Raw genomic sequence first — 24,745 nt, 5'->3', positions numbered from 1 at the left:
ACTACCTGATAACTCTAGTGCAGCTTTTACAAAAATGCCGAATTGGAAGAAAAACTTGGGGAGGAAAAAGCGTCAACTTATGTTAACAGCATGTAAATGACGCTTTGGAAAGCTACTAGGCTTGGCGCTGTCGAACGATTTCGTAAAGACAAATACCGGTTGCTACCGAGACGTTTAAGCTAGATACAGACCCGGCCATCGGCAATTTCACCAGTTGATCGCAATGTTCACGGGTAAGCCGGCGCATGCCCTTACCTTCTGCACCCATGACCAACGCTGTCGGCCCAGTGAGTTTGCATTGATAAAGAGTTAGTTCAGCTTCACCGGCGGTACCGGTAATCCAAAGGCCCTGCTGTTGTAGATGCTTAAGCGTACGGGCCAGGTTGGTGACTTGTATCAACGGAATTACTTCCGCGGCACCGCATGCCACTTTACGTACCGTGGAGGTCAATCCAGCTGAGTTGTCTTTCGGCACCACCACTGCATGTACACCCGCAGCATCCGCGGTGCGCAAGCAGGCGCCAAGATTGTGTGGATCGGTCACGCCATCCAACACCAACAGGAAGGGTTCTGCGTTGGCTGCCAGAAGTTTATCCAAGTCAGCCTCATCCAACATTCTGGCTGGTTTGGCTTTGGCAACCACACCCTGGTGCTGCTCTCCTTGCACCTTTTCGTCCAGCACCTTGCGGTGACAAAACTGTACACTAATACCAAAACGGCGCGCCAGATTGATGACGTGGGACAGTCGGTCGTCATCCCTGCCTTTCAGCACCATAACTTCAATTACACGCTCAGGTTCCTTTTCAAGTACCGAAGCGACAGCGTGCAAACCATATAACCACTCTTGCTGAGCCATTTAATCCTTTCTGCCTTTTACTGTTTTATTTTTTGATGTTTTTCGCGCAGTCGACGTAGACTTTCCTTTTGCGCTGCCTTTGTCCGAGCGGCCGTCGCGCTCTTTCTTCGCCCTGCCTTTTCCACTTCCGCTTTTTTTACTCGCACTGCGAACCGACACTTTTTTGCCGCTGGGCGTACGCAACATTGCCTGATCAAGGGTAAGATCTATCTTTCTCTCATCCAGATTTACCGCAGCAACCTTCACGACTAACGCATCGCCAAGGCGAAATTGGTTAGCACCGCTGTCTCCAACCAAGGTTTGCTTCACATCGTCGTAACGATAGTAATCATTATCCAGAGAGGTGATATGTACCAAACCGTCGATATGGTACTCAGTTAAACGCACAAATAAGCCAAAATTGGTTACCGAGGCCACCACGCCTTCGAAACTTTCGCCGACATGATCCAGCATGAACTCACACTTGAGCCAGTCTGCTACATCGCGCGTGGCGTCGTCTGCCCTGCGCTCAGTGGTGGAACATTGTTCTCCCAACTGTTCAATTTCTTCATGGGTATAGGCTTTCGCGCCACTGACCGCCTGTTTGCCCTTTTGTTTGGCAATAATGCTTTTCAATGCACGATGCACCACAAGATCGGGATACCGACGAATGGGGGAAGTAAAATGCGCGTAGGCATCCAGGGCCAGACCAAAGTGGCCAATGTTCTCGCCGTCATATACTGCCTGCTTCATTGACCGCAGCAGCATTGTCTGGATGAGTTCCTGATCCGGTCGGTGCTTGGTTTTATCTACCACATCAGTAAAATCAGCTGGAGTCGCATCTTCGTTGATTCGGTGAGACACGCCAATTTCGCTTAAATAAGCAGTAAAAGCCGTTAAGCGATCGGCATCAGGTTTATCGTGGACGCGGTACAACGCAGGCGCTTTATGCTTTTCAAGCCATTTGGCTGCGCTGACGTTCGCCATAATCATGCATTCTTCAATTAGCTTGTGCGCGTCATTTCTGATTAAAGGCACGATATTTTCGATTTTGCGCTGAGCGTTGAAAACGAATTTAACCTCCTGGGTTTCAAATTCGATGGCACCCCGCTGCAGACGCGATTTTTTCAACGCGCGGTATAACGCGTAAAGGTTCTTTAGATGCGGCACATGCGCTTCGTAACGCTGGTGAAGATCCTTATCGCCTTGCAAAATCTGCCATACTTTGGAGTATGTGAGGCGAGCGTGAGAATTCATTACGGCTTCGTAAAACTGGTATCCTTCAAGCTTACCTTGATCGGAGATTGTCATCTCGCACACCATACACAACCGATCCACTTCCGGGTTTAACGAACAGAGTCCGTTTGACAGCACTTCAGGTAACATCGGGATTACCTGCTCAGGAAAATACACTGAATTTCCGCGATTCTGCGCTTCATCATCAAGAGCCGTTCCAGTGCGTACGTAATAGCTCACATCGGCAATTGCCACCCAAAGCTGCCAGCCACCATCGTCCAATGGTTCGCAGAATACCGCATCGTCGAAATCCCGGGCGTCTTCACCATCAATAGTAACCAAGGGTAACTGGCGTAAATCGATTCGCCCTGCTTTGGCGTCTTCCGGCACTTCGGTGCCTAGATTCTCTGTTTGCTTTGTTACGCCATTTGGCCATACGTGGGGAATATCAAACGTGCGCAGCGCCATTTCGATTTCCATGCCCGGTGCCATATGCTCACCCAACACTTCAATTATTTTTCCCACCGGACTAACCCGACGACGGGGCCGCTGGGTGATTTCTACCACGACGACCTGCCCCATTCGAGCGCCGTTTACATGCTCCTGAGGAATCAGAATTTCGTAGTTAAGACGGCTGTCATCCGGGATCACTACAGCCATTCCATGCTCGGTAAAAAAACGGCCGACGATAGGTTCAGCACGAGGAGTGATGACTTGCGTGATAAAGGCTTCTTTGCGGCCACGTCGATCGGTGCCGTTTTCTCTGGCCTCGACGATGTCATCGTGCATAAACAACTGCATTTGCCCGGGGCTGATAAATAAGTCGCCGCTTTTATCTGTCGGCCGTAAAAAGCCAAAACCGTCGCGGTGGCCAATAACCCGGCCCTGAATCAGCTCTTCCTGCTTTTGCAGAACGTATTTTTTTTGCTTGGTGAACTGAACCTGCCCTTCACGCTCCATGGCTCTCAACCGGCGCTGAATGCCAATTCGACTTTCCTCACTCGACGCGTTGACTGCTGCACAGATATCCAGGAAAGACAGAGGCTTGTCCTCTTCCTTCATTAGCGCCATGAGGTGTTCTCTGCTGGCTACTGGATTTTCGTATTTTGCTTTTTCGCGCTGGAAATGGGGATCATCACTCATGAATTCGTCTTTTCAAAGGTTCAGCCTGTGCTGTTGTTAGTTAATTGCCGCAAGTATAACAGTTATGCATAAAAAGGTGGTGATTCTCTATTGCTTAAGTGTTTTTTTACTTGCAAATTCTTCGTCATGGGTTTTCGCCCTTTGTACAAATGGATAGTGCGAGAAGGCGGCTCTGGATCGGTAAAATGTAGACATTACTGTGAAATTAAATGAAATTCATGTTGCCAACATTGTGGCGAATGAATCTGTTGCTCAAACCTTTAACCTTACTTCAGGACGTACTTTTTTATAGCCTGCACAATATTCCCATGTCCGTGTACAGGAGACTGCGCGGCAAGAGTTTCTACCAGATGCTGTAACTCCTCTTTGCTGCCTTGTTGCGCCAAACGTAACTGCGCTTCGCAACGGGTAACCTTAAGATGAAAGCCCTTGATCCCGCTTACCAGCTTTTGTTTGTAATCTTCTACCTGATCGATATCCCAGCCGCTGGTTTGAGGTTCCAGATGACGACTGAGAGTAGTGACAACATCGCTTGCGCCTTCCGGTTCATCCAGAAACGTCACCTTTCCTTCAATATGCAAGGTGGTAAAAATCCAGGTGGGAACCCGGGGGCTGGTTAAATATTGCGAAGGCGAAATATAACTGTTTGGCCCCCAGAAAATGACCTTCACGTCAGAATGTTTTCGCAACACCTCTCCCAACGGGTTACGCCGGTCAAAATGGCTTTCCAGAATAAACTGGCCGTTGTCTCGTTTCAGAACCTGAAAAGGCAGAGGGCTTGCTGTCATTTCTTTATCGCGAGCAACCAGCGTGCCCATGACAATATCGTTAATCAGCTCGACGGCAATATTTTCATCGTTAGTATAGTAGGGAACTGGTGCGTACATAATTTCCTTTCCAGGTGGATCGATAAGCATATTAATGACAATGACCCGTGTTCAGTGTCGGGCTCATCTGATGAATACTGTTAAGGCAGGTTAATTGGTTTAGTCGATTATGTACGCCGCGGACGAATGAAATTAACCCAATGCAAAGCAAGGCTTCCACCCCATGATCAGCAGCGCTGTCTGTGGTTACCTTAAGAGCGTTGTGCTTGCCGAATAGCTTTTGGACTCATTAACTTTTCCAATTGGGTGAGGTAACCGGCAATTTCCTTACGGACCATCTTATCTTCCGTTACTGCGTTATACAGCCACCGATAAGCATTTTCATAATCATAAGGGCTTCCGTACCCTTCCACAAACAGGTTCGCTAGCTGCAACTGGGCTTTCAGATTTCCCAGTGCCGACGCCTCACGCAGATAGATAATAGCTTGCTCTATGTCAGTCTGCACCAACGTACCTTTAGCATAGTAGCGGCCTAGCTGCTCCAAAGCGCCAGGCAATCCTTGTTCCGCCGCTGCCTGCATGAATTTAATACCACGTTCCGGTTCAGCATCCACACAGATGCCCCACGCCAGCATGTCGCCCCATAAAAATTGATAAGCCGGTTCTTTTAACACCTGAGCATGAGCCTGAATGTCCTGTACCAACTGACAGCGATCGGCTACCACTCTGTCGAGATGGGTATTTTTATCAATCAGACGGAGGAGTTCGTCCTGGCTGTAAATTTGCACAGCTTTTAGTTCCTGAGCCGCTGCCATCGGAATGAATCCAGTTGCTACCATAGCCACGCTTAGAATAATGTTGACCGCTTTGCGCACCGGCATAAAAAAACGTAATAGTTTGTGCTTGTTCATAGCGTTTACTAAAGTTATTGAATTAGAAATACAGTCACAGTATCGGCCATACTTCCTATTTCTGTAATGGCGCCAATCTATTTAAAACCTGACGGCGTGACGCCTGCGATCTTCTAATTGAAAGTTAAAGACAACGCTGCTTGAATGCGCCTTGCCTGATCAGCAATATCAATACCTAGATCGGTGAGATAACCGCCATCAGGTTGCGTAATAATGCCTTTGGCATACAGCCTTTCAGCGGCATTTACTACTGTTTGGCTGGCGTCATGATGAATTTTAAGCCCCTGCATTAAACTTTCGGTGGGAAACTTAAGCAGTAAATTCAGTTCTGCGGTCATATCCTGATCAAATTCTGTCATGTAAAACTCTCCCCGAGGCAATATAGATTAAGTCTTTGCACCTGTGTGCTTGCACAGTGTGATTATAAGCGTTTGTACACAGATTATGCATTGTATAACACTACCATTTTGCCACCCTGTCCAGTTCTTTTCTGCGTAGATATAATGAATCCACCAGATAAAGCCGGCTGAGTTTTTCGCCCCACCGTTTGGCTTATTAAGTGACTGCTCAGTCGCCAATATAAAATGATATACTCATGACAAGAGCGTAGACAGCAAGGCAAATCTATTCAAATGAAGTACAAAGATTTACGTGATTTCATACAGCAACTGGAAGCTAAAGGCGAGCTTAAGCGTATTCGTCAGCCCATTGATACCGACTTAGAAATGACGGAAATAGCTGATCGCACACTACGTGCGAAAGGTCCGGCACTGTTGTTTGAAAATCCGAAAAACAGTGATATTCCTGTGTTGGCGAACCTTTTTGGTACGCCAGAGCGTGTTGCCATGGGAATGGGTCAGCCTTCTGTTGAAGCCTTGCGGGAAGTAGGAAAGTTACTTGCTTACCTGAAAGAACCTGAACCACCTAAAGGCCTTAGAGACCTGTGGGATAAATTACCGGTATTTAAACAGGTTCTAAATATGCCGGTTAAAGAAGTGAAAAAGGCACCTTGTCAGGAAGTGGTAATAACCGCTGAAGAAGTTGACCTGTCCATGTTGCCTGTACAACGCTGCTGGCCGGGGGATGTTGCTCCGCTTATTACCTGGGGCCTGACAGTTACCAAAGGTCCACACAAAAAGCGTCAGAATCTGGGTATTTATCGTCAGCAGGTCATCGGCAAAAATAAGCTGATAATGCGCTGGCTTTCGCACCGCGGTGGCGCACTGGACTTTAGAGAATGGTGCCAGGCTCACCCTGGTGAACCCTACCCGGTCTCCGTGGCTTTAGGCGCAGATCCCGCCACCATTTTAGGTGCTGTCACACCGGTACCAGATTCTTTGTCGGAATACGCTTTTGCGGGTTTGTTACGCGGCGATAAAACCGAAGTGGTGAAATCAATCAGTAACGATTTACAAGTGCCGGCCACCGCTGAAATTGTGCTGGAAGGTTATATTGCGCAAGATGAAACCGCGCCGGAAGGCCCTTATGGCGATCACACCGGGTACTATAATGAAGTCGATACTTTTCCGGTATTTACCGTTACCCACATCACCCATCGTAAAAATCCGATTTATCATTCAACTTACACCGGCCGTCCGCCGGATGAGCCCGCCATTTTGGGCGTGGCGCTGAACGAAGTGTTTGTGCCTATTTTGCAAAAGCAATTTCCGGAAATCGTTGATTTTTATTTACCGCCAGAAGGTTGCTCGTATCGCATGGCGGTAGTGACAATGAAAAAGCAATATCCCGGCCACGCCAAGCGTGTCATGATGGGTGTGTGGTCGTTTCTGCGTCAGTTCATGTATACCAAGTTTATTATTGTCTGTGATGATGATGTGAATGCGCGGGACTGGAACGATGTTATCTGGGCCATTACCACCCGCATGGACCCGTCCCGCGATACCGTGCTCATTGATAACACCCCCATCGATTATCTTGATTTCGCCTCGCCAGTGTCCGGGCTCGGATCCAAAATGGGTATGGATGCTACCAACAAGATGCCCGGCGAAACAGACCGTGAGTGGGGTACGCCTATTATTATGGACGAAGCCGTTAAACGTCGGGTGGATGACATCTGGAATGAGCTTGGTATCATGGAAGCGCCTGCGGGCTAACATTCAGTATTTAAAGAAGAGAATTCATGTCGCAAATTCAGTGTCGGGTGGGGGAAATTTCTCCCTTGACCCAAGTGGTATATAAAGTCGAGCTAATTCCTGCAGAACCAATGTCGTTTCGGGCGGGCCAGTACATTCTTGTACACATGGGTGAGAACGACAAACGTCCGTTTTCCATTGCCAATGCCGGGTTTGATGACCAGCGCATAGAGCTGCATATCGGCGCCGACGAAAAAAATGCCTACGCAACAGAAGTCTTAACGCGCATGCGGGAGACAGGCGAAATTTCTATTAGTGGCGGCCACGGCGAAGCTTTTTTACAATCGAATGGCTTACCCATAATTCTGATTGCAGGTGGCACTGGCTTTTCGTATACCTACTCTATTTTACAACAAGCATTGCATGACCACCCGCATACCCCGGTCGCGTTATACTGGGGAGGACGACATCAGGACGATCTCTATTTATTCGACGAATTAACGGCATTAGCGGCCAGGCACCAGAATTTTTCGTTTATTCCGGTTGTAGAATTTGCTCACGACGACTGGACCGGTCGCACAGGCTGGGTGCATCACGCAGTATTAGCAGATTATCCGACGCTGGCTGACAATCAGGTTTATATAGCAGGTCGATTTGAAATGGCAAAAGCTGCGCGGGATGATTTTAACGCTCGCGGCATTGCACCGGAGAATCTTTTCGGTGATGCCTACGCATTTATTTAACCTTATGGTTATTCGAATCGCGCCGCCATTATATTGATAACAAGGCGTGGTCAACACACAAAGGAAACTCTATGTTACTACGCCTTAGTTTAAGCACCACCTTATTGTTTCCCACCCTTGTCTTTGCTGCCCCGGATTATCAGGACCAGGCAAAGCTTCATGATATTGCCGGTGCAGTATCTGCCGAGCACATTAAACAAGATATCACCACGCTGGTAAATTTTGGTACACGGCATACTCTGTCGGAAACAAAATCAGATACCAGAGGGATCGGTGCCGCCCGCCGCTGGATTAAAAAAGAATTTGAAGAAATCTCCAGCGATTGTGGTGGTTGTCTGGAGGTTTATTTTTTAGGCGATACCATTAGTGGCGAGAAACGCATTCCCAATGCCACGGAAGTGGTCAATGTTATAGCTATACAACGTGGTCAAACTGACCCAGATCGCTATGTGCTGATGTCGGGTGATATTGATTCCCGCGTATCTGATGTTATGGATGCTACCTCGGATTCCCCCGGCGCAAATGACAATGCATCCGGCATAGCCGGAACACTGGAAGCGGCTCGGGTACTTTCCAGATATAAGTTTAATGGAAGTATTGTTTACGCGGCCCTTTCTGGCGAAGAGCAAGGCTTGTTCGGCGGTAAAATTCTGGCAGCGAAAGCAAAAGAGGAAGGTTGGCGCCTCAAAGCGGTATTAAATAACGACATGATCGGCAACATTGAAGGCGTCAATGGTGTTATCGATAATGGTACTGCACGATTGTTTGCTGAAGGCACACGCGTTACAGAAACTGAAGAAGAAGCCCGCGCACGCCGTTTCACAGGCGGCGAAGTAGATTCACCCAGCCGTAATCTGGCGCGGTATATTGATTTGTTGGCAGACCGATATATTGAAAACCTCGATACCATGGTGGTATATCGGCTCGATAGATTTGGCCGCGGCGGCCACCACCGGCCCTTTAATGATTTGGGATACCCCGGTATTCGCATTATGGAAACTAACGAGAACTACACCCGCCAGCATCAGGATTTACGCACCGAAAATGGAATTGAATACGGCGATGTGCTGGAAGGCGTTAATTTTGATTACGCGGCTAAGCTAACCGCATTAAATGCTGTAAGCCTGGCGAGTATGGCATGGGCGCCAAGTCCACCAGCGCAAGTAGAAATTGAAGGTGCCGTTCAACCCTCGACAACGTTACGCTGGAAAGCGTTAGATCCTAAGCAGAACCCGCAACTGGCTGGTTATAAAATTTACTGGCGACTAACTGATGCACCGCAATGGGAACACAGCCGCTTTGTCGGCAATGTTACTGAAGCAACTTTAGAAAATATCGTTATTGATAACTATTTCTTCGGTGTTGCCAGTGTGAGTAAAGACGGGTTTGAAAGCCCGGTAGAGTATCCGGGCCCTGCCGGTAGCTTTGGAAATTAGTTACAAGTCTTGCCAGGGCGCACCAGCCGGTGCGCTTATTTGTTGCTTTTATTCGGCTCGGCTTTGCATTTACGCTACACTCACAGAATAAAAGATGATGTACATGTCGCCATTCATCTATTTGTATAAAAGGATATCGAGTGAAAGTTGTTGTAAGCCGCACAGTATTAACCCTGTTTACCTGTCTAAGCGTTGCCTTTCCCGCTATTGCAGAACTCACTTTCGGGGCTGCACCCTTTCCTACTTACATTGATGATGAAGGTGAACCAGCTCGGTTAAACGCCATTGTAATGGAAGCTTTTAAAAGAGCCGACATTGACGTGACATTGCAGGTTCTGCGTCCGGCTTTTCTTGGCAGCGGTTTACGTTCAGGTAGATTAGATGGTGAATATGGTTTTATCGGGCTCGACGATAAAAAGGATGATCGACTTTATTCCACAGGCTATTTGCCGGTAAATTTGTATGTGGCGGGTAAACGACGACATGTTTTGGACATCCAGTTGCTCCCGCATTTACAAAATGAGCGTGTCGCCATAGAAAATCGCTTCGCCAATTCATCTGCTTTACGCTTAATAAAAGACGTCAAATGGGCGCGGAATCCTTCTACTTTTGACGCCTTTCGACAGTTGGCTGATGATAGAGCTCCCTATTTAATGACTACTGGTTTGTTAATTGACGAGTTTAACAGGCTTCTGCGAGCGGACGACGAGGAACTGCTCTTTTTGTCCCCCACTCCACTGTTTAAAAGCCACTTTTATCTATCACTGAGTAAGACAACCGCCGAGGCAGATGCAAAGGTAAACGCCTTTAATACCGCTATCGCAGGCATGCAAAAAGACGGTAGCTTTAATAAATTATTAGGCTTAAGCTGGCTCTCAAAAGACATTGATCAGGATGGAGTTGGCGACTTTATTTCTTCAGCATCGGTTGCTCATGCTCGAATAGCACCTGAATTACTAAAGCTCGCCTTCGCACTGGATGATGTGCCCACAGGCGAAAAATCAGCGTTTTATATTGATGATAATCGCTACTCAACCTGGGAAGAGGCGGCGAAAGCTTTGGCAAACGCTCCTATTGCGTTGCGTCCAAGCTTTTTAGATGAAGAAGTATACTCGCAGATAATACGTCGTTGGTAAGTATCCGGTAAGTTATATCACTCAAGCCCCGCAAAAAAGCAGTTTAAAAGTCATCCCGCAACGTCGTTCTTCCGTAGCAACTCAAGAAGTTGACTTCTCTATTTGGTTATTTATTGATCTAGCGCAAAGAGAGGTATAAACTTTCAGTAATTTCTGAAAGTTTAATTATTGATTATGAAAATGACTCCCCTAATTACTTCTGCTGTCATGCATTTCGGCGAAATGGGCAGCCGATGGGGCTTTAATCGCACGGTAGGACAAATTCTAGCGCTGATTGTTTTAAGCGATAAACCTCTTGCAGCGCAAGAAATAGCGGATGCACTTAGCATTTCCCGAGGCAACACAAGCATGGGGCTGAAAGAGTTGCAGTCGTGGCAACTCATCAAACAGCATTTGATTCCGGGGGAGCGTAAAGAGTTTTTTGTTCCCGCAGGTACGATCTGGGTTTTGGCTAACCGCGTTTTTGAAGAACGCCGTAAGCGCGAAATTGATCCCACGTTAAGCTTATTACGGGATTTACTACTGGATAAACCGGCCAACGATGTTGAAGTTAATGCCCAGGAAAAACTGAACGAAATTCATGATTTACTTGAATCTGTGACGGCGTGGTCTGCTGAGTTGCAGCATTTAGGGCCGGATAAGCTGAACACGCTAATGAAGTTAGGTTCTGGCGTAGGCCGAATACTGGATTTAAAAGATAAACTTTTGCCCGGCAAAGGCACCGTTAACTAAGGAGCTGTTTTGGACGCGCTTATACTCTCTCGGTTTCAGTTCGCACTGAACATGAGCTTTCACATTCTTTTTCCTACCATCACCATTGCGCTGGGCTGGTTTTTATTTTATTTCAAACTCCGTTCTAACATCAGCAAACATCCCGTATGGATGCGAATTTACCGCTTCTGGGTTCGGGTCTATGCCCTGTCCTTTGCTCTTGGCGTGGTGAGCGGCGTCACCATGTCTTTCCAGTTTGGTACCAACTGGCCGGGCTTTATGGAGAAAGCGGGAAATGTGGCCGGTCCGCTGCTGGGGTATGAAGTATTAACCGCGTTTTTCCTTGAGGCCACCTTCTTAGGCATTATGCTGTTTGGGATCCGTAAAGTACCTAACTGGCTGCACACTACGGCAACGCTTATAGTGGCAATTGGCACCACTGTCTCTGCTTTCTGGATACTGGCGCTCGACAGCTGGATGCAAACCCCTCAGGGGCATGAGGTTGTTGATGGCATTGTATACGCCAGGAATTGGTTTGAAATTATTTTCAGTCCCTCCTTTCCCTATCGATTTACGCACATGCTTTTGGCTTCAGGGCTAACCGCGAGCTTCCTGATAGCGGGCTTGTCTGCTTATCGAATTTACAAGGGTGATTCAAAAATGGCACCCAAAATTGCTCTTAAGACTGCCACTTACACTGCAGCAGTGCTTATTCCGCTACAAATTTTAGCCGGAGATATGCACGGGCTTAACACGTTGGAGCATCAACCGCAGAAGATAGCAGCAATGGAAGGACTCTGGGAAACCAGCAACCGTGTACCCTTGTTGTTCTTTGCTTATCCTAATGAGAATGATCGCGAGAATCGCTACGAAATATCTATTCCTCTTGCTGCCAGCCTCATTCTGACGCACAGCGCAGAGGGCGAGATAAAGGGTCTGAATGAATTTGAGGAACATCCGCCAGTGGCGCCTGTGTTCTACAGCTTCAGGGTAATGGTTAGTGTTGGCTTGCTCATGTTGTTTACCGCATGGCAAGGTGCGTATTTCCTGATGCGTTACGGCAAGCTACCGCCGTGGCTACTTAAGGTTTTCATGGGAATGAGTTTTAGCGGCTGGGTTGCCACACTGGCTGGATGGTATGTTACTGAAATAGGTCGCCAGCCTTACATTGTCACCGGCGTTCTGCGAACAGAGGACGCAGTAACCGGTCTTCCCGCTGGTAATGTGGTTCTTTCTTTCACCCTATATGCACTACTGTATGCAGTGCTGTTAGTCGCTTACATGAGAACGCTAACCTTAATGTGTCGCCGGTCTATCGAAATTGAAGAAATTACTACTGAAGAGCGTGAAATGGCTAAAGCCAGTAAAATGTCCCGCGCCAATATAAGGAGTAACTGATGCCCTTTGAAAGTTTATCTGCCCAAACGCTCGGTGATATCTATATCGGTTTACTCGGTTTAGCGGTCTTACTTTATGCCATTCTTGATGGGTACGATCTCGGTGTAGGTGTGTTGCTTCCGCCCAGAGAGGAAAAATTTCGTGACGACATGATAGCTTCAATTGGCCCTTATTGGGACGCCAATGAAACTTGGTTGGTGTTGGCTGTTGGGTTATTACTTTTTGCATTTCCTCAAGCGCACAGTCAGGTTTTACAGACGTTATATATACCTGCCACCTTTATGTTGCTCGGCCTTATTTTACGCGGCGTCTCTTTTGATTTCAGAGCCAAAGTAGCGCAGGTGAAAAAACGCCGATGGGACTTATCGTTCAAGTATGGCTCTTTGCTTACGTGCCTGGCCCAAGGTTACATGCTTGGCATTTACGTTACCGGGCTGCGAACTGATTTGTGGGCTCAATGTTTTGCGCTTCTTGCAGCGCTAGGAGTAACCGCAGCGTACGTATTTATCGGATCCTGCTGGCTAATTCTTAAAGCAGAAAATCAACTGCAGGAAAAGGCGTTTTACTGGGCGCGCCGCGGTCTCATCGCACTAGCGGTGGGTATTATTGCGGTAAGCATTGCTAATCTGACGTTGCACGATACGGTTCGGGCGTTATGGCTAAGCCAGCCGTGGGGATATTTCCTGATGGCAATTCCCATCGCAAGTTTTACACTACTTATATTATGCGGCATAGCCCTAAAACGTTTGCCGGAGGCCGGCGGAAAATGGGAATGGCTACCTTTTACCATCGCAATAATGGTCTTCGTGCTGAGCTTTAGCGCGTTGGGCATCAGCTACTATCCCTTCGTTATTCCAGGAAAGTTAACCATAATGGCGGCACTTAGCGACGGGAATTCGCTACGTTTCTTACTGGTAGGCACGGCAGTAGTGGTGCCGTTGATCCTCGCCTACACCTTTATGGTGTACCGCATCTTTGCCGGGAAGTCTGAAAAGCTTAGCTATTACTAATGAAGACAAAGGGCCTGCACAGGCCCTTTCTTCTGCTTCATCAAAAGAATGCCTGCAGCCCGGTTTGCGCTCTCCCCAAAATTAACCCATGCACATCATACGTTCCTTCGTAGGTATTCACCGTTTCCAGGTTAATCATATGCCGCATTATGTGAAACTCGTCTGAGATACCGTTACCGCCATGCATATCTCTGGACATGCGGGCAATATCCAGTGCTTTTCCACAGTTGTTACGCTTTACCAGCGAAATCATCATGGGATCTAATTTGCCAGCGTCAATAAGCCTACCCACCCTTAGGGAACCCTGTAAGCCTAATGCAATTTCCGTTTGCATATTGGCAAGTTTGGTCTGAAATAACTGGGTTTGCGCCAGAGGCCGGCCAAACTGCTTCCGATCTAATCCGTATTGCCGAGCCGCATGCCAGCAAAATTCAGCGGCCCCCATAGCGCCCCATGAGATACCGTAGCGAGCCATATTCAAACAGCTAAATGGTCCCTTTAATCCTCGAATTTGTGGAAACATATTAGTTTCAGGCACTATCACACCATCCATGACGATTTCGCCGGTTATCGATGCCTTCAAAGAAAGTTTCCCATCAATAGGCGGTGCGCTTAACCCAGCCATACCTTTTTCTAGCACAAAGCCACATATCTCACCGTCTTCTGCCATGTTTTTTGCCCAAACCACAAATACATCAGCAATGGGTGAATTGGTGATCCACATTTTGCTACCAGTTAGCCGATATCCGTCTGCTACTTTTTCAGCTCGGGTTTTCATTCCTGCGGGATCAGACCCGGCGTCAGGCTCAGTTAAGCCGAAGCATCCTATCCACTCTCCGCTCGCCAGGCGCGGCAGATACTTTTCTTTCTGTTCTGGTGTACCAAAGGTATTTATCGGATGCATAACCAAAGACGACTGCACGCTCATTGCGCTTCTGTAACCACTGTCCACCCGCTCCACCTCTCGGGCAACCAGGCCATAGGTAACATAGTTGACTCCGGCACATCCATAACCCTCAATGGTAGCGCCTAATAACCCCATTTCGCCGAACTGACACATTATTGATGGATCAAAATATTCCTTCCGATTAGCGTTCAGAATGTTCGGCATCAGCGCTTCCTGACAAAACTCATAAGCAGCATCACGAACCATGCGCTCGTCTTCAGACAATTGGTCATTCAGCAACAAAATGTCGTCCCAGTTATTGGCAGCACGTGCAGTCACAGGTATTTCCTCAATGTTGGCGTTCTACTTCCGAGCCTATCATAAGCTTGCCGTCTCGCCACCGTACTTATTAAAGGCAAAAATCATATGACTATTTGTGTGCAGAAGTAGGGTTAATATAAAGATACTACCGTTTTTACAGATGATTTAACGGTAACGCGGTGGCATATTTAATTTGCTCCATTGCAAAGCTTGAGGTGACATCCTTTACATCAATGCCATTAACAAACCGCTTGTAAAAGTAGTCAAAGCTAGCCATGTCAGTTACCAGCACTTTTAGCAAATAATCGTACTCCCCTGACATACGATAAAATTCCACTACTTCATCAAACGCCGATGCATATTGTGCGAATTTATCCAGCCATTTCCCATCGTGTCTCCCCGCTTTTATTTGTACAAAAACGGTCATTGTCAGTCCTAACTTTTGTGCACTCAATAAGGCAACTTTTTTGGAGATTACACCTTGCTTCTGCAAGCGCTGAATACGCCTCCAACAAGGTGTGGTGGTAAGGCCGACCTGCTCCGCGATATCGGCCACTGGGATTTCGACATTTTCCTGCAAAAAGGACAAAATTGCTTTATCGGTAGAATCAATAGAAATATTTTTCATATCAGTATGAGTGTTAGCATTTATCTTGCGTTAAATTGTAAAACATCAAAGATATTTAGCAATTTTATTCAGTTCGAACTGGCAAACTGATACTTCATAGAAAATTTATTATGTTGGAGGGAAGCGAATATGTTTGATGCGCCAATAAGCAACGCAGGTAATTCATCCTTTAGTAGAGGGATAATTGACGATATTACCTGCACGATTGGGAATACCCCTTTGGTCAGGCTGAAGCGGTTAAAGGCGGCGAAAGGTTTTCATGCGGACATACTTGCCAAAGTGGAGTTCTTTAACCCTGCAGGTTCGATAAAGGATCGTCCTGCACTGGCGATGATGAAAGCGTTGATGGCATCAGAAACATTTTCGCCCACTACCGAAATTATTGAAGCGTCGTCTGGAAACAATGGTGTTGCCTGCGCGTGGTTGGGTGCTATTTTTAGGATTCCCGTCACTATTGTTATTCCAGAACATATGTCAGTGGAGCGACAGCAGTTAATTCGTCATTATGGCGGCAAGGTAATTACCACACCAAAGCAAAAAGGCACAAAAGGCGCCATTGATGAAGCCAGTCGTTTGGTAGCCGCAAATCCTGATGCGGTCTCGCTGGATCAGTTTGCTAATCAGGCGAATCCTGACGCACATGCCGCAACAACAGCTGAAGAAATTTGGCGCGACACCGGCGGAGAAGTGGATGTTATAGTCGCTGGTGTGGGTACGGGAGGAACCATTACAGGACTGGCGAAAACGCTGCGAGCGTATCAACCGTCGCTAGAAATTATTGCAGTGGAGCCGGCACGTTGCCCCGTGCTAAGTAAGGGTCATGGCGGAGTTCATAATATTCAGGGTTTAAGTTCTGGTCATGTGCCCGATGTGCTTGATACCGCATGCTACAACAGGGTAATGGCTATCGATGATGACATAGCAGTAGCGCATGCAAGAGAACTGGCGCGGTGTGAAGGATTAGCGGTAGGTATTTCGTCAGGCGCAGCCATGGCTGGAGCAACGGAATTGGCATTAAGACCAGAATATGCAGGGAAAAATATTGTGGTTATTCTGGCTGACGGCGCAGAACGATATTTTTCTACCGCGTTGTTTGAAAACGTATAACCCTTGGAATAGCAGCGCTCAACTAACAATAGCGGGCGCGGTGTAGTGCTTAACCAGTTATCCTTAACGGAAATGGGCCGCAGCACACCTAAATGCTCAGCTACGGGCTAGCGACCGCAGAGCTTAATAATAATCTGCATTAGTGCGTGCTCGCTCAGCGCGAGAATTTTCGACTTCTGATAAGCCAATTTCGTGAAGGTTTAGTGGGGCTAAATCGAATGCAATTGGCGCAGCTCAAAAGCGGAAAAAAACCGCGCCTTGCTGGCCGCACCTTGCTGGCCGCGCCTAGCCGGCCGCGCCCAAAGGGAGATAGCGGAAGGTGTAGCCTACCCGCACTTATCCTCAGAATTAGGCCGAACCATCATTCAGTCAGCCACCAAGGGTCTGAAAAATCGACTTGATCTGCACTCAGTTGAAAGGAAAATGGCGGTTCGAAAGCTTCCCAAAACACAGCACTGTATCGGTCATTAAGAATTTCGAATTTGCCTTCCTTCTGATAGCGCTTTAATAAGGTTTCATAGGCTTGTACGGGAAATTGAGGGTCGCTTTGTTGGAAAATAACGGTGCCGCCGAAGTTTTCGTATAATGCTTTATTTACCTGCCAGTGACGAACCTGCTCTGTGGCAATGTCATCAATAGATTTTTGCGGAACCTTTTCCCCAACATTCTCCTTTCTCTCGTCAGACTCTTTTCGGGACGCTGCTAACTCCGGTCCAAACTTCTCTTTAAACTTTTCTACTAATTCACTATCTATCTCTAAATTCTGTTTACTCGCGTAGTCTTCAGTTATCTTTTTAAGAATGGTTTCAGCTAAGCGGCCGTGACGAAACTGGGCAAGTGCCATATCTTTACTGGCTGAATTCATCTTAGCCATTTCGTTAAGCTGGGCATCGCTGGGGCTGATATCCGATAATCGAATGTCCTCGCCGAAAAGCGTAGCAACAAGCGTATCTTGTGCGTGTGTAGGCATTGACAATAACAGAATAAAAAACGCCACCATAAAACGTGATAAATATCGGATCATAAACCTGCTCCTATTGTTGGGGAGTTTGACCTGCTAGCTTTCCCACATACAGGTATCATACCTTCCCCAAGTGTAGAAAAATACCGCTCTATGAAGACGTTACATTTTGTAACTACCTGCCCTATTACTAAAAGCTTTATTTATAATGAGGCAGATAACAAGCCTGAACTGGTCCTGCAAAATAATACCTGTCCGCATTAAGGTAAGATCAGGAATAGGTATTGAATAACAAGTGGATATTTATTTCTACGTCGATGGGTTTTACTCACTCATGCTCTCGCTCTGCGCTCCGCATGATTAAAATTTTTCTAACTGCGGATTCATGGCAAGAACAACTTATACCGATCTGCGAAGATAAGTGATCAGAGAAATCATTACTTAAACTAACGTGCACTTAGCGCGGGAATTTATCAACTTTTGACATGCCAGGTTTGTGAAGGGGTAGTGGGGCTAAATCGAAAGCAATTGCCGCAGCTCAAAAGTTGAAAAGCCGCGCCCGGCGCACGAAATAAAAAAGGCAACCACATGGTTGCCTTTTTCGACTTTAATACGTTATTAAAGTGCGTGTACGTTTGCCGCTTGCAGACCTTTCTGACCTTGCTCAACTTCAAATTCAACACGTTGACCTTCGTTCAACGATTTGTAGCCCTCAGAAACGATTGCGCGAAAATGTACAAATACATCTTTGTCGCCGCTATCCTGAGTCAGAAAACCATAACCTTTATCAGCGTTAAACCATTTAACGGTGCCTGTAACTTTAGACATGTAGACCTCAAATATCACATAAAAATTGCGCAATCAGCGCCTTGCTTTGGCTTTAAGTAGAACGATCTTGGATCTTACTTGGAATGGGCAAACGACTTACAGCAAATCACGGGAGTAACTTGAGCAGTTTAACATCAAGGTAGAAACACAAAAATCACGTCTATTTAAAGACCTGTTGGCTCGAAAGCCTCACCCACTATAACAGTAATTAAAAAAATAGAAACTAAAATGAAGCAGATCTGACCAAAAATAATAAAAACTTCATCTTTGGATTATACTAATCCGTCTTAATGTGTGCTCGCTCAGCGCAAGAATTTTCAACTTTTGCCACGCCACTTTAGTAAAGGTTTAGCGGGGCTAAATCGAACGCAACTGGCGCAGACCAAAAGCTGAAAAAGCCGCGCCTTGCTGGCCGCGCCCCAAGGCAGACAGAGGCGGATTAGTATTAGAGGGTTAGAACACTTTTTCCTGCAATCCTGAACTGTGACTTTTTCGCCACGATGAAATCCAGCATCCTAAACCGATAATGCCGCTTGTTGCGGGAAAAGCCCAATGCATCTGATAAAGCGGCAGAATCGCAGCTAAAAGAATAAATGTAGCGCCCACAATACCGTAATGCGTGGCTTTCATACCCTGACTTTGCAGCTCTACCATCTGCTGATGTGCGACCAAATGCTGTAAAGGCATGCGTTTTACCTGCTGCAAGCCATCGTGCAACAAGTCAGGCATATCCGGAAGCTTCTCTGACCAAAATGGTAGATTTTGGCGAATTTTTCCAACCATCGCGCGTACGCCAATTTGCTCATCCATCCATTTTTCAAGGAAGGGTTTAGCGGTTTGCCATAAATCAAGCTGAGGATAAAGAAGACGTCCGAGCCCTTCAATGTAAAGTAAGGTTTTTTGCAGCAATACTAATTGTGGCTGCACTACCATATTGAATCGACGCGCAGTGTTAAACAGCTGAAGCAAAACGTTTCCAAAAGAGATTTCTGCCAGTGGCTTTTGAAATATGGGTTCGCAAACAGTTCGAATAGCCATTTCAAAATCGTCTATATTGGTATCGCCGGGCACCCATCCGGAATCGGCGTGAAGCTGAGCCACTTTGCGATAATCGCGATTGAAAAAAGCAATAAAATTTTCTGCCAAATAGCGCTTATCTTCTTTGTTTAATGTGCCGACAATACCAAAGTCAATGGCAATATACTGCGGATTGTCAGGGTGTTCAGTGGAAACGAAAATATTGCCAGGATGCATATCAGCATGAAAAAAGCTGTCGCGGAAAACTTGAGTAAAGAAAACTTCAACCCCTCTTTCCGCCAACGTTTTCATGTTGGTATTTTGGGCCATTAGTGCATCAATGTTACTAATAGGAATGCCATATATGCGTTCCATAATCATGACATTGTGGCGGCAATAATCGCTATAAATCTGTGGAATATACAGCGCTTCAGAGCCTTCGAAATTTCGTTTTAACTGCATCCCATTGGCGGACTCCCGCATTAGATCCAGTTCGTCGACGAGGGTTCGCTGATATTCGATAACGACTTCAACGGGTCGTAAGCGTTTACCATCCGGCAACCATTTGTGCAGTAAGGTAGCCAGTGTAAAGAGCAATTCCATATCTGCATCAATGGTTTTGCGAATATCCGGCCGCAGAACTTTTACCACAACATCCTGATCGCCTTGATGAAGGCGAGCCGCATGAACCTGCGCAATAGAAGCGCTGGCTAAAGGTTCAGGATGAAACTCGCTGAACAGTTCGCTAAGCTCAGTTAACCCCAAGGATTGTTTGATAATCTGCTGAGCCTGCTCACTGGGAAACGGGGCGACTTTATCCTGAAGTTTCGCCAGTTCATTGGCAATTTCAGGCGGAAGCAAGTCGCGGCGGGTCGACAGCATCTGTCCGAATTTGATAAATACCGGCCCAAGTGACTGTAGCGCCAGTGTAATCCGCTCACCCGCAGCTTTATTTTTGTGTTTGTTCTGGATCCAGAAAATTGTTTTACGCATAAAACGCGCGGACCAGGGTAGCCACCGGTCGGGAACGAGCTCATCCAACCCGTGCTGTAGCAACACTTTATTTATCTGATACAGCCTGACAATGCGCATGATTAACTCTGTTTATATTGCTCTTCTAAGCGGCGTATCCTGGCTTCCGCCCGCTCTACGTCATCTCTCAGAGCGTCGACTTCATCAGAAAAATGCACTACCGCCAAACGATGTGCAGCCAGATTCTTTTCTTCCACAATGGCATTTCCCACTGTGTCTTGAGCACGACTCAGCCACTGCGTAACGGAAGATTTAAAATGATTGATAGTTGCGAATGCTTGATTGGCAAAAACATCGCCGGTGTAAGCAGCCAGTTGCTCTTCCCAGTCAATGTCCAGTTGCTGAAATAAAGCACTAACGTGCTGCGCAATAGATAAGTCGCCTTCCACAGACAACTTACCTTGCTGAATCAGCCCCGTCAGTTTAGCGGGTTGAGTCAGTTCATTCAGGGCCTCAAGACGCGTTTGAATACAGCATTGTGCAGGTGACAAGTTAGCAACACAACTTTCGTAGCTGCGGGTTTCTACCAGTACATCGACCTTACGGGAAAACGCTAACGTAAGCGCCCAGGGTAATACATCAACAAATACGGTAAGCTGTTTTCCGTTTAACGCAGCCAAACGAGGTTTGCTATCAGGATCAAAAGATAGAAGCTGATTTATGCTGAACTCGATAGCAGCGGTAATAAGCGCCGATGCAGGCATTAAAATTTGAATCCGCGATGCAGTGCCACAATACCGCCGGTCATATTGTGGTAAGTGCATTGTTCAAACCCTGCTTGTTCAAACATCTCTTTGAGGGTTTCCTGATCGGGATGCATGCGAATACTTTCCGCTAAATATTTATAGCTTTGCGCATCATTTGCCACCAGTTGTCCCATTCGCGGCAAAATGTGAAAAGAATATAAATCATAGGCTTTACTTAAGTGCTCAGACTGCGGCTTGGAAAATTCTAAGACTAAAAGACGCCCGCCTGGCTTGAGCACTCGATAAATGGAATTCAATGCATTTTGTTTTTCAGTGACATTCCGTAATCCAAACGCCATGGTGACAACATCAAAATGATTATCAGGGAAAGGGAGTGCTTCAGCATCAGCCTGCACATAATCAATGTTTTCTACCAATCCTTTGTCGCGCAACTTATCGCGCCCCACTTTCAGCATAGAAAGATTGATATCGGCTAGGGTCACTGAGCCAGTGGGTCCGACCAAACGAGAAAATTTAGCTGTCAGATCGCCGGTACCGCCCGCCAGATCCAATACTTTATGGCCCGCTCGCACGCCCGAACTATCGATAGTGTAGCGTTTCCAGAGTCGGTGGACGCCCATCGACATCAGGTCATTCATCACATCATATTTAGCCGCCACAGAATCAAAAACGTTAGCAACCAGCGAAGCCTTCTGCGATTTTTGCACTTGGGAAAAGCCGAAATGGGTTTGTTCACTCTCTGCCAGTTCAGGCGTAGCTGTCTTAGCATGGTCTGCGGCTTGATTAGGAACCAGATTGTCGCTCATGACTGTCCTGCCATTTATTTGCTATCTCAATATCAGAAGTGTAACGAAATAAGGCGGCTAGCAACAGTGCTTTACCGCCTGAACCTGGAATTATAAACCTGTCGCTGCTGAATCAGCGGCGCCGGTTGGCTCCCCAGCTATAGGAAATAATCTGGCCAATTTGCGTCAGCGATCTGCCGCTTTCCTGTTGCCACGAAACGAACTGAGCATTTATTGCTGCTAAACTACGCTTGCTGGACACGCCCCCGTCAAAAACGTCATGCTTACGCAGATAATCTTCCACATCTGCCGTAAGCAAAAAAGTATCAACACCTAATGCACGCAACATATATGGGCCGGAGTTGCCACCTAGTCTGGCGCCATGGCGTTTTAAATATTGCCAGAGTTCAGTAACACGCTCTGCTTCAAACTGCGCCACAAACGCGCCGAAGCTGCCATACTTCATTGCAACATCTTTTATCATGAGCGCATTTTCGCGCACCGTCATCACTTTTTTATAGTTACGGACAATACGTTTATCGGAGGCTTTTTGCTCAAGCATTTCGTCCGGCATCAACAGCACTTTTTCAATATCAAAATTGAAAAAAGCGGCCTCGAAGTTAGGCCACTTTTGTTCTATAACTCGCCAAACAAAGCCTGACTGAAATACCTGTTTAGTCATAGCAGCTAAAAACCGGTCGTTAGGAATATTGGCGACCGCTTCGTCAGGCAACGGTGTGGAAAGCATCGCTTCCAGTGCCTCGCTTCCCCCCTTACGCTCGCAAGCACGCTGATAAATCGTGCTGAAAGCTTCTGCCATTATTGATGGATCCCGCTATGGCGAAGCAACGCATCCACCTGTGGCTCGCGTCCCCGAAATGCGATAAATAATTCCATAGGGTCGCGGCTACCGCCCATTTCCAGAATATTCTCCATAAACGCGGTACCGGTTTCACGATTAAAGATGCCGTCTTCTTCGAATTTACTAAACGCATCGGCAGACAACACTTCTGCCCACTTATAGCTATAGTAACCGGCAGCGTAGCCGCCAGCGAAAATATGACCAAAACTATTCTGGAAACGATTGAATTCCGGCGGAATGATCACCGCTACCTCTTCCCGCACGTTATCCAGAACCTTCTGTACGTCAACATTTTCGCCGTCTTGCTGATGCAACAGAAAATCAAATAAACTAAATTCCAGTTGCCTTACCATCTGCATGGCGGCCTGAAAATCTCTTGCGGCCAGCATCTTATCCAACAATTCATCGGGTAGCGTATCTTCGGTTTTATAATGGCCGGAAATAAAACTTAAAGCTTCTTCTTCCCAGCACCAGTTTTCTAAAAACTGGCTTGGCAGTTCTACCGCATCCCATGGCACGCCATTGATCCCCGATACGCCAGCCACAGACATTTTTGTTAACATGTGATGGATACCGTGGCCAAATTCATGGAACAGCGTTAATACTTCGTCGTGAGTAAACAACGCCGGCTTGTCGCCGACTGGCGCGTTAAAGTTGCACGTCAGGTAAGCTACCGGTAATTGAAGTCCGCCATCAGGTAACTGCCGACGAACACGACATTCGTCCATCCATGCCCCACCACGCTTTTTGGCACGCGCATATAGATCAAGATAAAAACTCCCGCGCAACTCATCAGCGGCATCGGTGATAGTGAAATAGCGTACATCTTTATGCCAGCTATCAATACCCGGCTGCTCTATAATTTTTAATCCGTACAAACGGTGCACTACTTCAAAAAGTCCGGACAATACCTTATTTTCTGGAAAATAGGGGCGCAACATTTCATCGGAAATCGTGAATCTTTCCTGCTTTAACTTTTCACTGTAGTAAGGAATATCCCACGCTTCCATAGCGGTGACGTTGTGACGCTCACTGGCGTAAATTTTCAGCTCTTCCAGTTCTTTTTGAGCCTGCGGGCGTGAGCGTTCGGCCAGATCTTTTAAGAAGCTCACCACTTGCTCAGTGGAACCGGCCATTTTCGTGGCAATAGAACGTTCAGCATAATTATTAAAGCCGAGTAATTTCGCCAGCTCGCCGCGTAGCGCCAGCGTTTCCTGGATTACCGCTGTGTTATCCCATTTCCCAGCGTTTGGCCCCTGTTCCGACGCGCGTGTCGCGTAGGCGCGGTACATTTCCTCTCGCAATTCGCGATTATCAGCGTAGAGCATTACGGGCAGATAGGACGGAATATCCAGCGTAAAAAGCCAGCCTTGTAAGTCTTGCTGATGTGCAGCCTGGGCCGCTGCATCTAAGGCAGATTCAGGCATACCGCTGAGCATTTCCTTGTCGGTGATGTGTTTGCTCCAGCCCATGGTAGCGTCCATTACGTTATTGCTGAAGGTGGAAGAGAGCTCGCTCAGCCGCGCCTGAATTTCAGCGTAACGCTTTTTCTTTTCTGCAGATAAAGCCACACCCGAGAGGGTAAAGTCGCGAATAGTGTTTTCCACCAGCTTCTGGTGCTGCTCTTCCACATGTGCAAATTCATCGCTCTGACTGAGCTGAAGATAAGCATTATAAAGCCCTTCGTGCTGCCCGACCCAAGTGCCATATTCTGATAACAAAGGCAGACACTCATCATGTGCTTCCCGTAAAGCATCACTGCTGACCACTGAATTCATATGGGAGACCGGAGACCACATCTTCCCCAGTCTATCGTCAGCATCTTCTATACGCGCAACCACATTAGCGAAACTATGATCTTTTGATACCACAACATCTTCAATAGTATCTTTGCAATGAGCTATTGCTTTCTCTATCGCCGGTTTAATTTGGTCAGGCGTGATACCGGAAAAAATAGGGAGTCCGTCTACAATCTCAATTGCTGGTGTGGTCATTCGTTTCTCACTTTAACTGTGTACTTGAAGTTGAATGTAAGGATAAGCTTACCCAAAAACAAGAGTGGTGGTTTAGTATAAGTACGTTTATTGACGTCCTTTACGGATAAAATTACCGTTTGATAACAATGAAAGCGG

The 24,745-nt window shown here is 46.9% G+C and carries 22 protein-coding genes; 8 read left to right on the top strand and 14 right to left on the bottom strand.

The genetic code is table 11. The features are described 5' to 3' along the window. Window positions 1–115: 115 nt before the first annotated feature. The 5 genes from rlmB to CA267_RS12280 form a co-directional block, all read right to left on the bottom strand. Complete coding sequence (gene rlmB, locus CA267_RS12300) at window positions 116–856, bottom strand: 23S rRNA (guanosine(2251)-2'-O)-methyltransferase RlmB (RefSeq protein ID WP_075607253.1); 741 nt, start codon at window positions 854–856, stop codon at window positions 116–118. After that, entirely contained in the window at window positions 857–3,214 is a 2,358-nt protein-coding gene (rnr, locus tag CA267_RS12295; protein WP_075607252.1) for a ribonuclease R, read from the bottom strand. Between the two features lie 266 nt (window positions 3,215–3,480). After that, complete coding sequence (locus CA267_RS12290; protein ID WP_075607251.1) at window positions 3,481–4,101, bottom strand: FMN-binding negative transcriptional regulator; 621 nt, start codon at window positions 4,099–4,101, stop codon at window positions 3,481–3,483. Between the two features lie 191 nt (window positions 4,102–4,292). Continuing rightward, entirely contained in the window at window positions 4,293–4,880 is a 588-nt protein-coding gene (locus CA267_RS12285; protein ID WP_075607288.1) for a tetratricopeptide repeat protein, read from the bottom strand. A 185-nt stretch (window positions 4,881–5,065) separates the two neighbouring features. Beyond that, window positions 5,066–5,311, bottom strand: a complete 246-nt coding sequence (locus tag CA267_RS12280) for a TIGR02647 family protein (RefSeq protein ID WP_075607250.1) — start codon at window positions 5,309–5,311, stop codon at window positions 5,066–5,068. 273 nt (window positions 5,312–5,584) lie between these two features. On the opposite strand from CA267_RS12280, the gene ubiD reads away from it, so the two are divergent. From ubiD to CA267_RS12245, 7 genes are all read left to right on the top strand, one after another. Then, a complete protein-coding gene (ubiD, locus tag CA267_RS12275; RefSeq protein WP_075607249.1) occupies window positions 5,585–7,066 on the top strand; it encodes a 4-hydroxy-3-polyprenylbenzoate decarboxylase in 1,482 nt (493 codons plus the stop codon). 26 nt (window positions 7,067–7,092) lie between these two features. Then, on the top strand, window positions 7,093–7,788 hold the full coding sequence (gene fre, locus CA267_RS12270) for an NAD(P)H-flavin reductase (RefSeq protein ID WP_075607248.1): 696 nt from the start codon (window positions 7,093–7,095) through the stop codon (window positions 7,786–7,788). A 71-nt stretch (window positions 7,789–7,859) separates the two neighbouring features. After that, window positions 7,860–9,224, top strand: coding sequence for a M28 family metallopeptidase (locus CA267_RS12265; RefSeq protein WP_075607247.1), 1,365 nt, complete (start codon window positions 7,860–7,862; stop codon window positions 9,222–9,224). 140 nt (window positions 9,225–9,364) lie between these two features. Beyond that, window positions 9,365–10,360, top strand: a complete 996-nt coding sequence (locus tag CA267_RS12260; protein WP_075607246.1) for a substrate-binding periplasmic protein — start codon at window positions 9,365–9,367, stop codon at window positions 10,358–10,360. 174 nt (window positions 10,361–10,534) lie between these two features. Then, on the top strand, window positions 10,535–11,092 hold the full coding sequence (locus CA267_RS12255) for a GbsR/MarR family transcriptional regulator (protein ID WP_075607287.1): 558 nt from the start codon (window positions 10,535–10,537) through the stop codon (window positions 11,090–11,092). 9 nt (window positions 11,093–11,101) lie between these two features. Further along, complete coding sequence (locus CA267_RS12250; protein ID WP_075607245.1) at window positions 11,102–12,469, top strand: cytochrome ubiquinol oxidase subunit I; 1,368 nt, start codon at window positions 11,102–11,104, stop codon at window positions 12,467–12,469. Further along, window positions 12,469–13,479 (top strand): cytochrome d ubiquinol oxidase subunit II, encoded by a 1,011-nt coding sequence (locus CA267_RS12245; protein WP_075607244.1) that lies wholly within the window; start codon window positions 12,469–12,471, stop codon window positions 13,477–13,479. Before CA267_RS12250 ends, CA267_RS12245 begins: the two co-directional genes overlap by 1 nt. Window positions 13,480–13,519: 40 nt before the next feature. Here the strand turns inward: CA267_RS12245 and CA267_RS12240 are convergent, their stop codons facing one another. Both CA267_RS12240 and CA267_RS12235 read right to left on the bottom strand, forming a co-directional pair. Further along, complete coding sequence (locus CA267_RS12240; RefSeq protein ID WP_075607243.1) at window positions 13,520–14,704, bottom strand: acyl-CoA dehydrogenase; 1,185 nt, start codon at window positions 14,702–14,704, stop codon at window positions 13,520–13,522. Window positions 14,705–14,840: 136 nt separating this feature from the next. Further along, a complete protein-coding gene (locus CA267_RS12235; protein WP_170669056.1) occupies window positions 14,841–15,314 on the bottom strand; it encodes an Lrp/AsnC family transcriptional regulator in 474 nt (157 codons plus the stop codon). A 129-nt stretch (window positions 15,315–15,443) separates the two neighbouring features. Between CA267_RS12235 and CA267_RS12230 the strand changes: the two genes are divergently transcribed. Further along, window positions 15,444–16,421, top strand: coding sequence for a PLP-dependent cysteine synthase family protein (locus CA267_RS12230; RefSeq protein ID WP_075607242.1), 978 nt, complete (start codon window positions 15,444–15,446; stop codon window positions 16,419–16,421). Between the two features lie 361 nt (window positions 16,422–16,782). Here the strand turns inward: CA267_RS12230 and CA267_RS12225 are convergent, their stop codons facing one another. The 7 genes from CA267_RS12225 to prlC form a co-directional block, all read right to left on the bottom strand. Further along, window positions 16,783–17,445 carry a hypothetical protein gene (locus tag CA267_RS12225; RefSeq protein WP_075607241.1) on the bottom strand — a complete coding sequence of 221 codons (663 nt, stop codon included), beginning with the start codon at window positions 17,443–17,445 and terminating at the stop codon, window positions 16,783–16,785. Window positions 17,446–18,000: 555 nt separating this feature from the next. After that, window positions 18,001–18,210 (bottom strand): transcription antiterminator/RNA stability regulator CspE, encoded by a 210-nt coding sequence (gene cspE / locus CA267_RS12220; RefSeq protein ID WP_075607240.1) that lies wholly within the window; start codon window positions 18,208–18,210, stop codon window positions 18,001–18,003. A 453-nt stretch (window positions 18,211–18,663) separates the two neighbouring features. Further along, window positions 18,664–20,319 (bottom strand): ubiquinone biosynthesis regulatory protein kinase UbiB, encoded by a 1,656-nt coding sequence (gene ubiB, locus CA267_RS12215; RefSeq protein ID WP_075607239.1) that lies wholly within the window; start codon window positions 20,317–20,319, stop codon window positions 18,664–18,666. A 2-nt stretch (window positions 20,320–20,321) separates the two neighbouring features. Continuing rightward, entirely contained in the window at window positions 20,322–20,963 is a 642-nt protein-coding gene (locus tag CA267_RS12210) for a ubiquinone biosynthesis accessory factor UbiJ (protein ID WP_075607238.1), read from the bottom strand. Beyond that, entirely contained in the window at window positions 20,963–21,772 is an 810-nt protein-coding gene (ubiE, locus tag CA267_RS12205; protein ID WP_075607237.1) for a bifunctional demethylmenaquinone methyltransferase/2-methoxy-6-polyprenyl-1,4-benzoquinol methylase UbiE, read from the bottom strand. Before ubiE ends, CA267_RS12210 begins: the two co-directional genes overlap by 1 nt. Before the next feature lie 112 nt (window positions 21,773–21,884). Beyond that, window positions 21,885–22,571 carry a DNA-3-methyladenine glycosylase I gene (locus CA267_RS12200; protein ID WP_075607236.1) on the bottom strand — a complete coding sequence of 229 codons (687 nt, stop codon included), beginning with the start codon at window positions 22,569–22,571 and terminating at the stop codon, window positions 21,885–21,887. Then, complete coding sequence (prlC, locus tag CA267_RS12195; protein WP_075607235.1) at window positions 22,571–24,607, bottom strand: oligopeptidase A; 2,037 nt, start codon at window positions 24,605–24,607, stop codon at window positions 22,571–22,573. The genes CA267_RS12200 and prlC overlap by 1 nt, the downstream gene beginning before the upstream one ends. Between the last annotated feature and the right edge of the window lie 138 nt (window positions 24,608–24,745).

It is taken from the genome of Alteromonas pelagimontana, assembly GCF_002499975.2.
GTDB lineage: Bacteria > Pseudomonadota > Gammaproteobacteria > Enterobacterales > Alteromonadaceae > Alteromonas > Alteromonas pelagimontana.
Note: the sequence above shows the minus strand (reverse complement) of the source record. Positions and strands in the feature narration are given on the sequence as shown.

What these genes read in the sequence shown, in the direction of transcription:
- rlmB (WP_075607253.1), bottom strand. Translation starts at nt 856, where the DNA reads ATGGCTCAGCAAGAGTGGTTATATGGTTTGCACGCTGTCGCTTCGGTA.
- rnr (WP_075607252.1), bottom strand. Translation starts at nt 3,214, where the DNA reads ATGAGTGATGATCCCCATTTCCAGCGCGAAAAAGCAAAATACGAAAAT.
- CA267_RS12290 (WP_075607251.1), bottom strand. Translation starts at nt 4,101, where the DNA reads ATGTACGCACCAGTTCCCTACTATACTAACGATGAAAATATTGCCGTC.
- CA267_RS12285 (WP_075607288.1), bottom strand. Translation starts at nt 4,880, where the DNA reads ATGGTAGCAACTGGATTCATTCCGATGGCAGCGGCTCAGGAACTAAAA.
- CA267_RS12280 (WP_075607250.1), bottom strand. Translation starts at nt 5,311, where the DNA reads ATGACAGAATTTGATCAGGATATGACCGCAGAACTGAATTTACTGCTT.
- ubiD (WP_075607249.1), top strand. Translation starts at nt 5,585, where the DNA reads ATGAAGTACAAAGATTTACGTGATTTCATACAGCAACTGGAAGCTAAA.
- fre (WP_075607248.1), top strand. Translation starts at nt 7,093, where the DNA reads ATGTCGCAAATTCAGTGTCGGGTGGGGGAAATTTCTCCCTTGACCCAA.
- CA267_RS12265 (WP_075607247.1), top strand. Translation starts at nt 7,860, where the DNA reads ATGTTACTACGCCTTAGTTTAAGCACCACCTTATTGTTTCCCACCCTT.
- CA267_RS12255 (WP_075607287.1), top strand. Translation starts at nt 10,535, where the DNA reads ATGAAAATGACTCCCCTAATTACTTCTGCTGTCATGCATTTCGGCGAA.
- CA267_RS12245 (WP_075607244.1), top strand. Translation starts at nt 12,469, where the DNA reads ATGCCCTTTGAAAGTTTATCTGCCCAAACGCTCGGTGATATCTATATC.
- CA267_RS12235 (WP_170669056.1), bottom strand. Translation starts at nt 15,314, where the DNA reads ATGAAAAATATTTCTATTGATTCTACCGATAAAGCAATTTTGTCCTTT.
- CA267_RS12230 (WP_075607242.1), top strand. Translation starts at nt 15,444, where the DNA reads ATGTTTGATGCGCCAATAAGCAACGCAGGTAATTCATCCTTTAGTAGA.
- CA267_RS12225 (WP_075607241.1), bottom strand. Translation starts at nt 17,445, where the DNA reads ATGATCCGATATTTATCACGTTTTATGGTGGCGTTTTTTATTCTGTTA.
- cspE (WP_075607240.1), bottom strand. Translation starts at nt 18,210, where the DNA reads ATGTCTAAAGTTACAGGCACCGTTAAATGGTTTAACGCTGATAAAGGT.
- ubiB (WP_075607239.1), bottom strand. Translation starts at nt 20,319, where the DNA reads ATGCGCATTGTCAGGCTGTATCAGATAAATAAAGTGTTGCTACAGCAC.
- CA267_RS12210 (WP_075607238.1), bottom strand. Translation starts at nt 20,963, where the DNA reads ATGCCTGCATCGGCGCTTATTACCGCTGCTATCGAGTTCAGCATAAAT.
- ubiE (WP_075607237.1), bottom strand. Translation starts at nt 21,772, where the DNA reads ATGAGCGACAATCTGGTTCCTAATCAAGCCGCAGACCATGCTAAGACA.
- CA267_RS12200 (WP_075607236.1), bottom strand. Translation starts at nt 22,571, where the DNA reads ATGGCAGAAGCTTTCAGCACGATTTATCAGCGTGCTTGCGAGCGTAAG.
- prlC (WP_075607235.1), bottom strand. Translation starts at nt 24,607, where the DNA reads ATGACCACACCAGCAATTGAGATTGTAGACGGACTCCCTATTTTTTCC.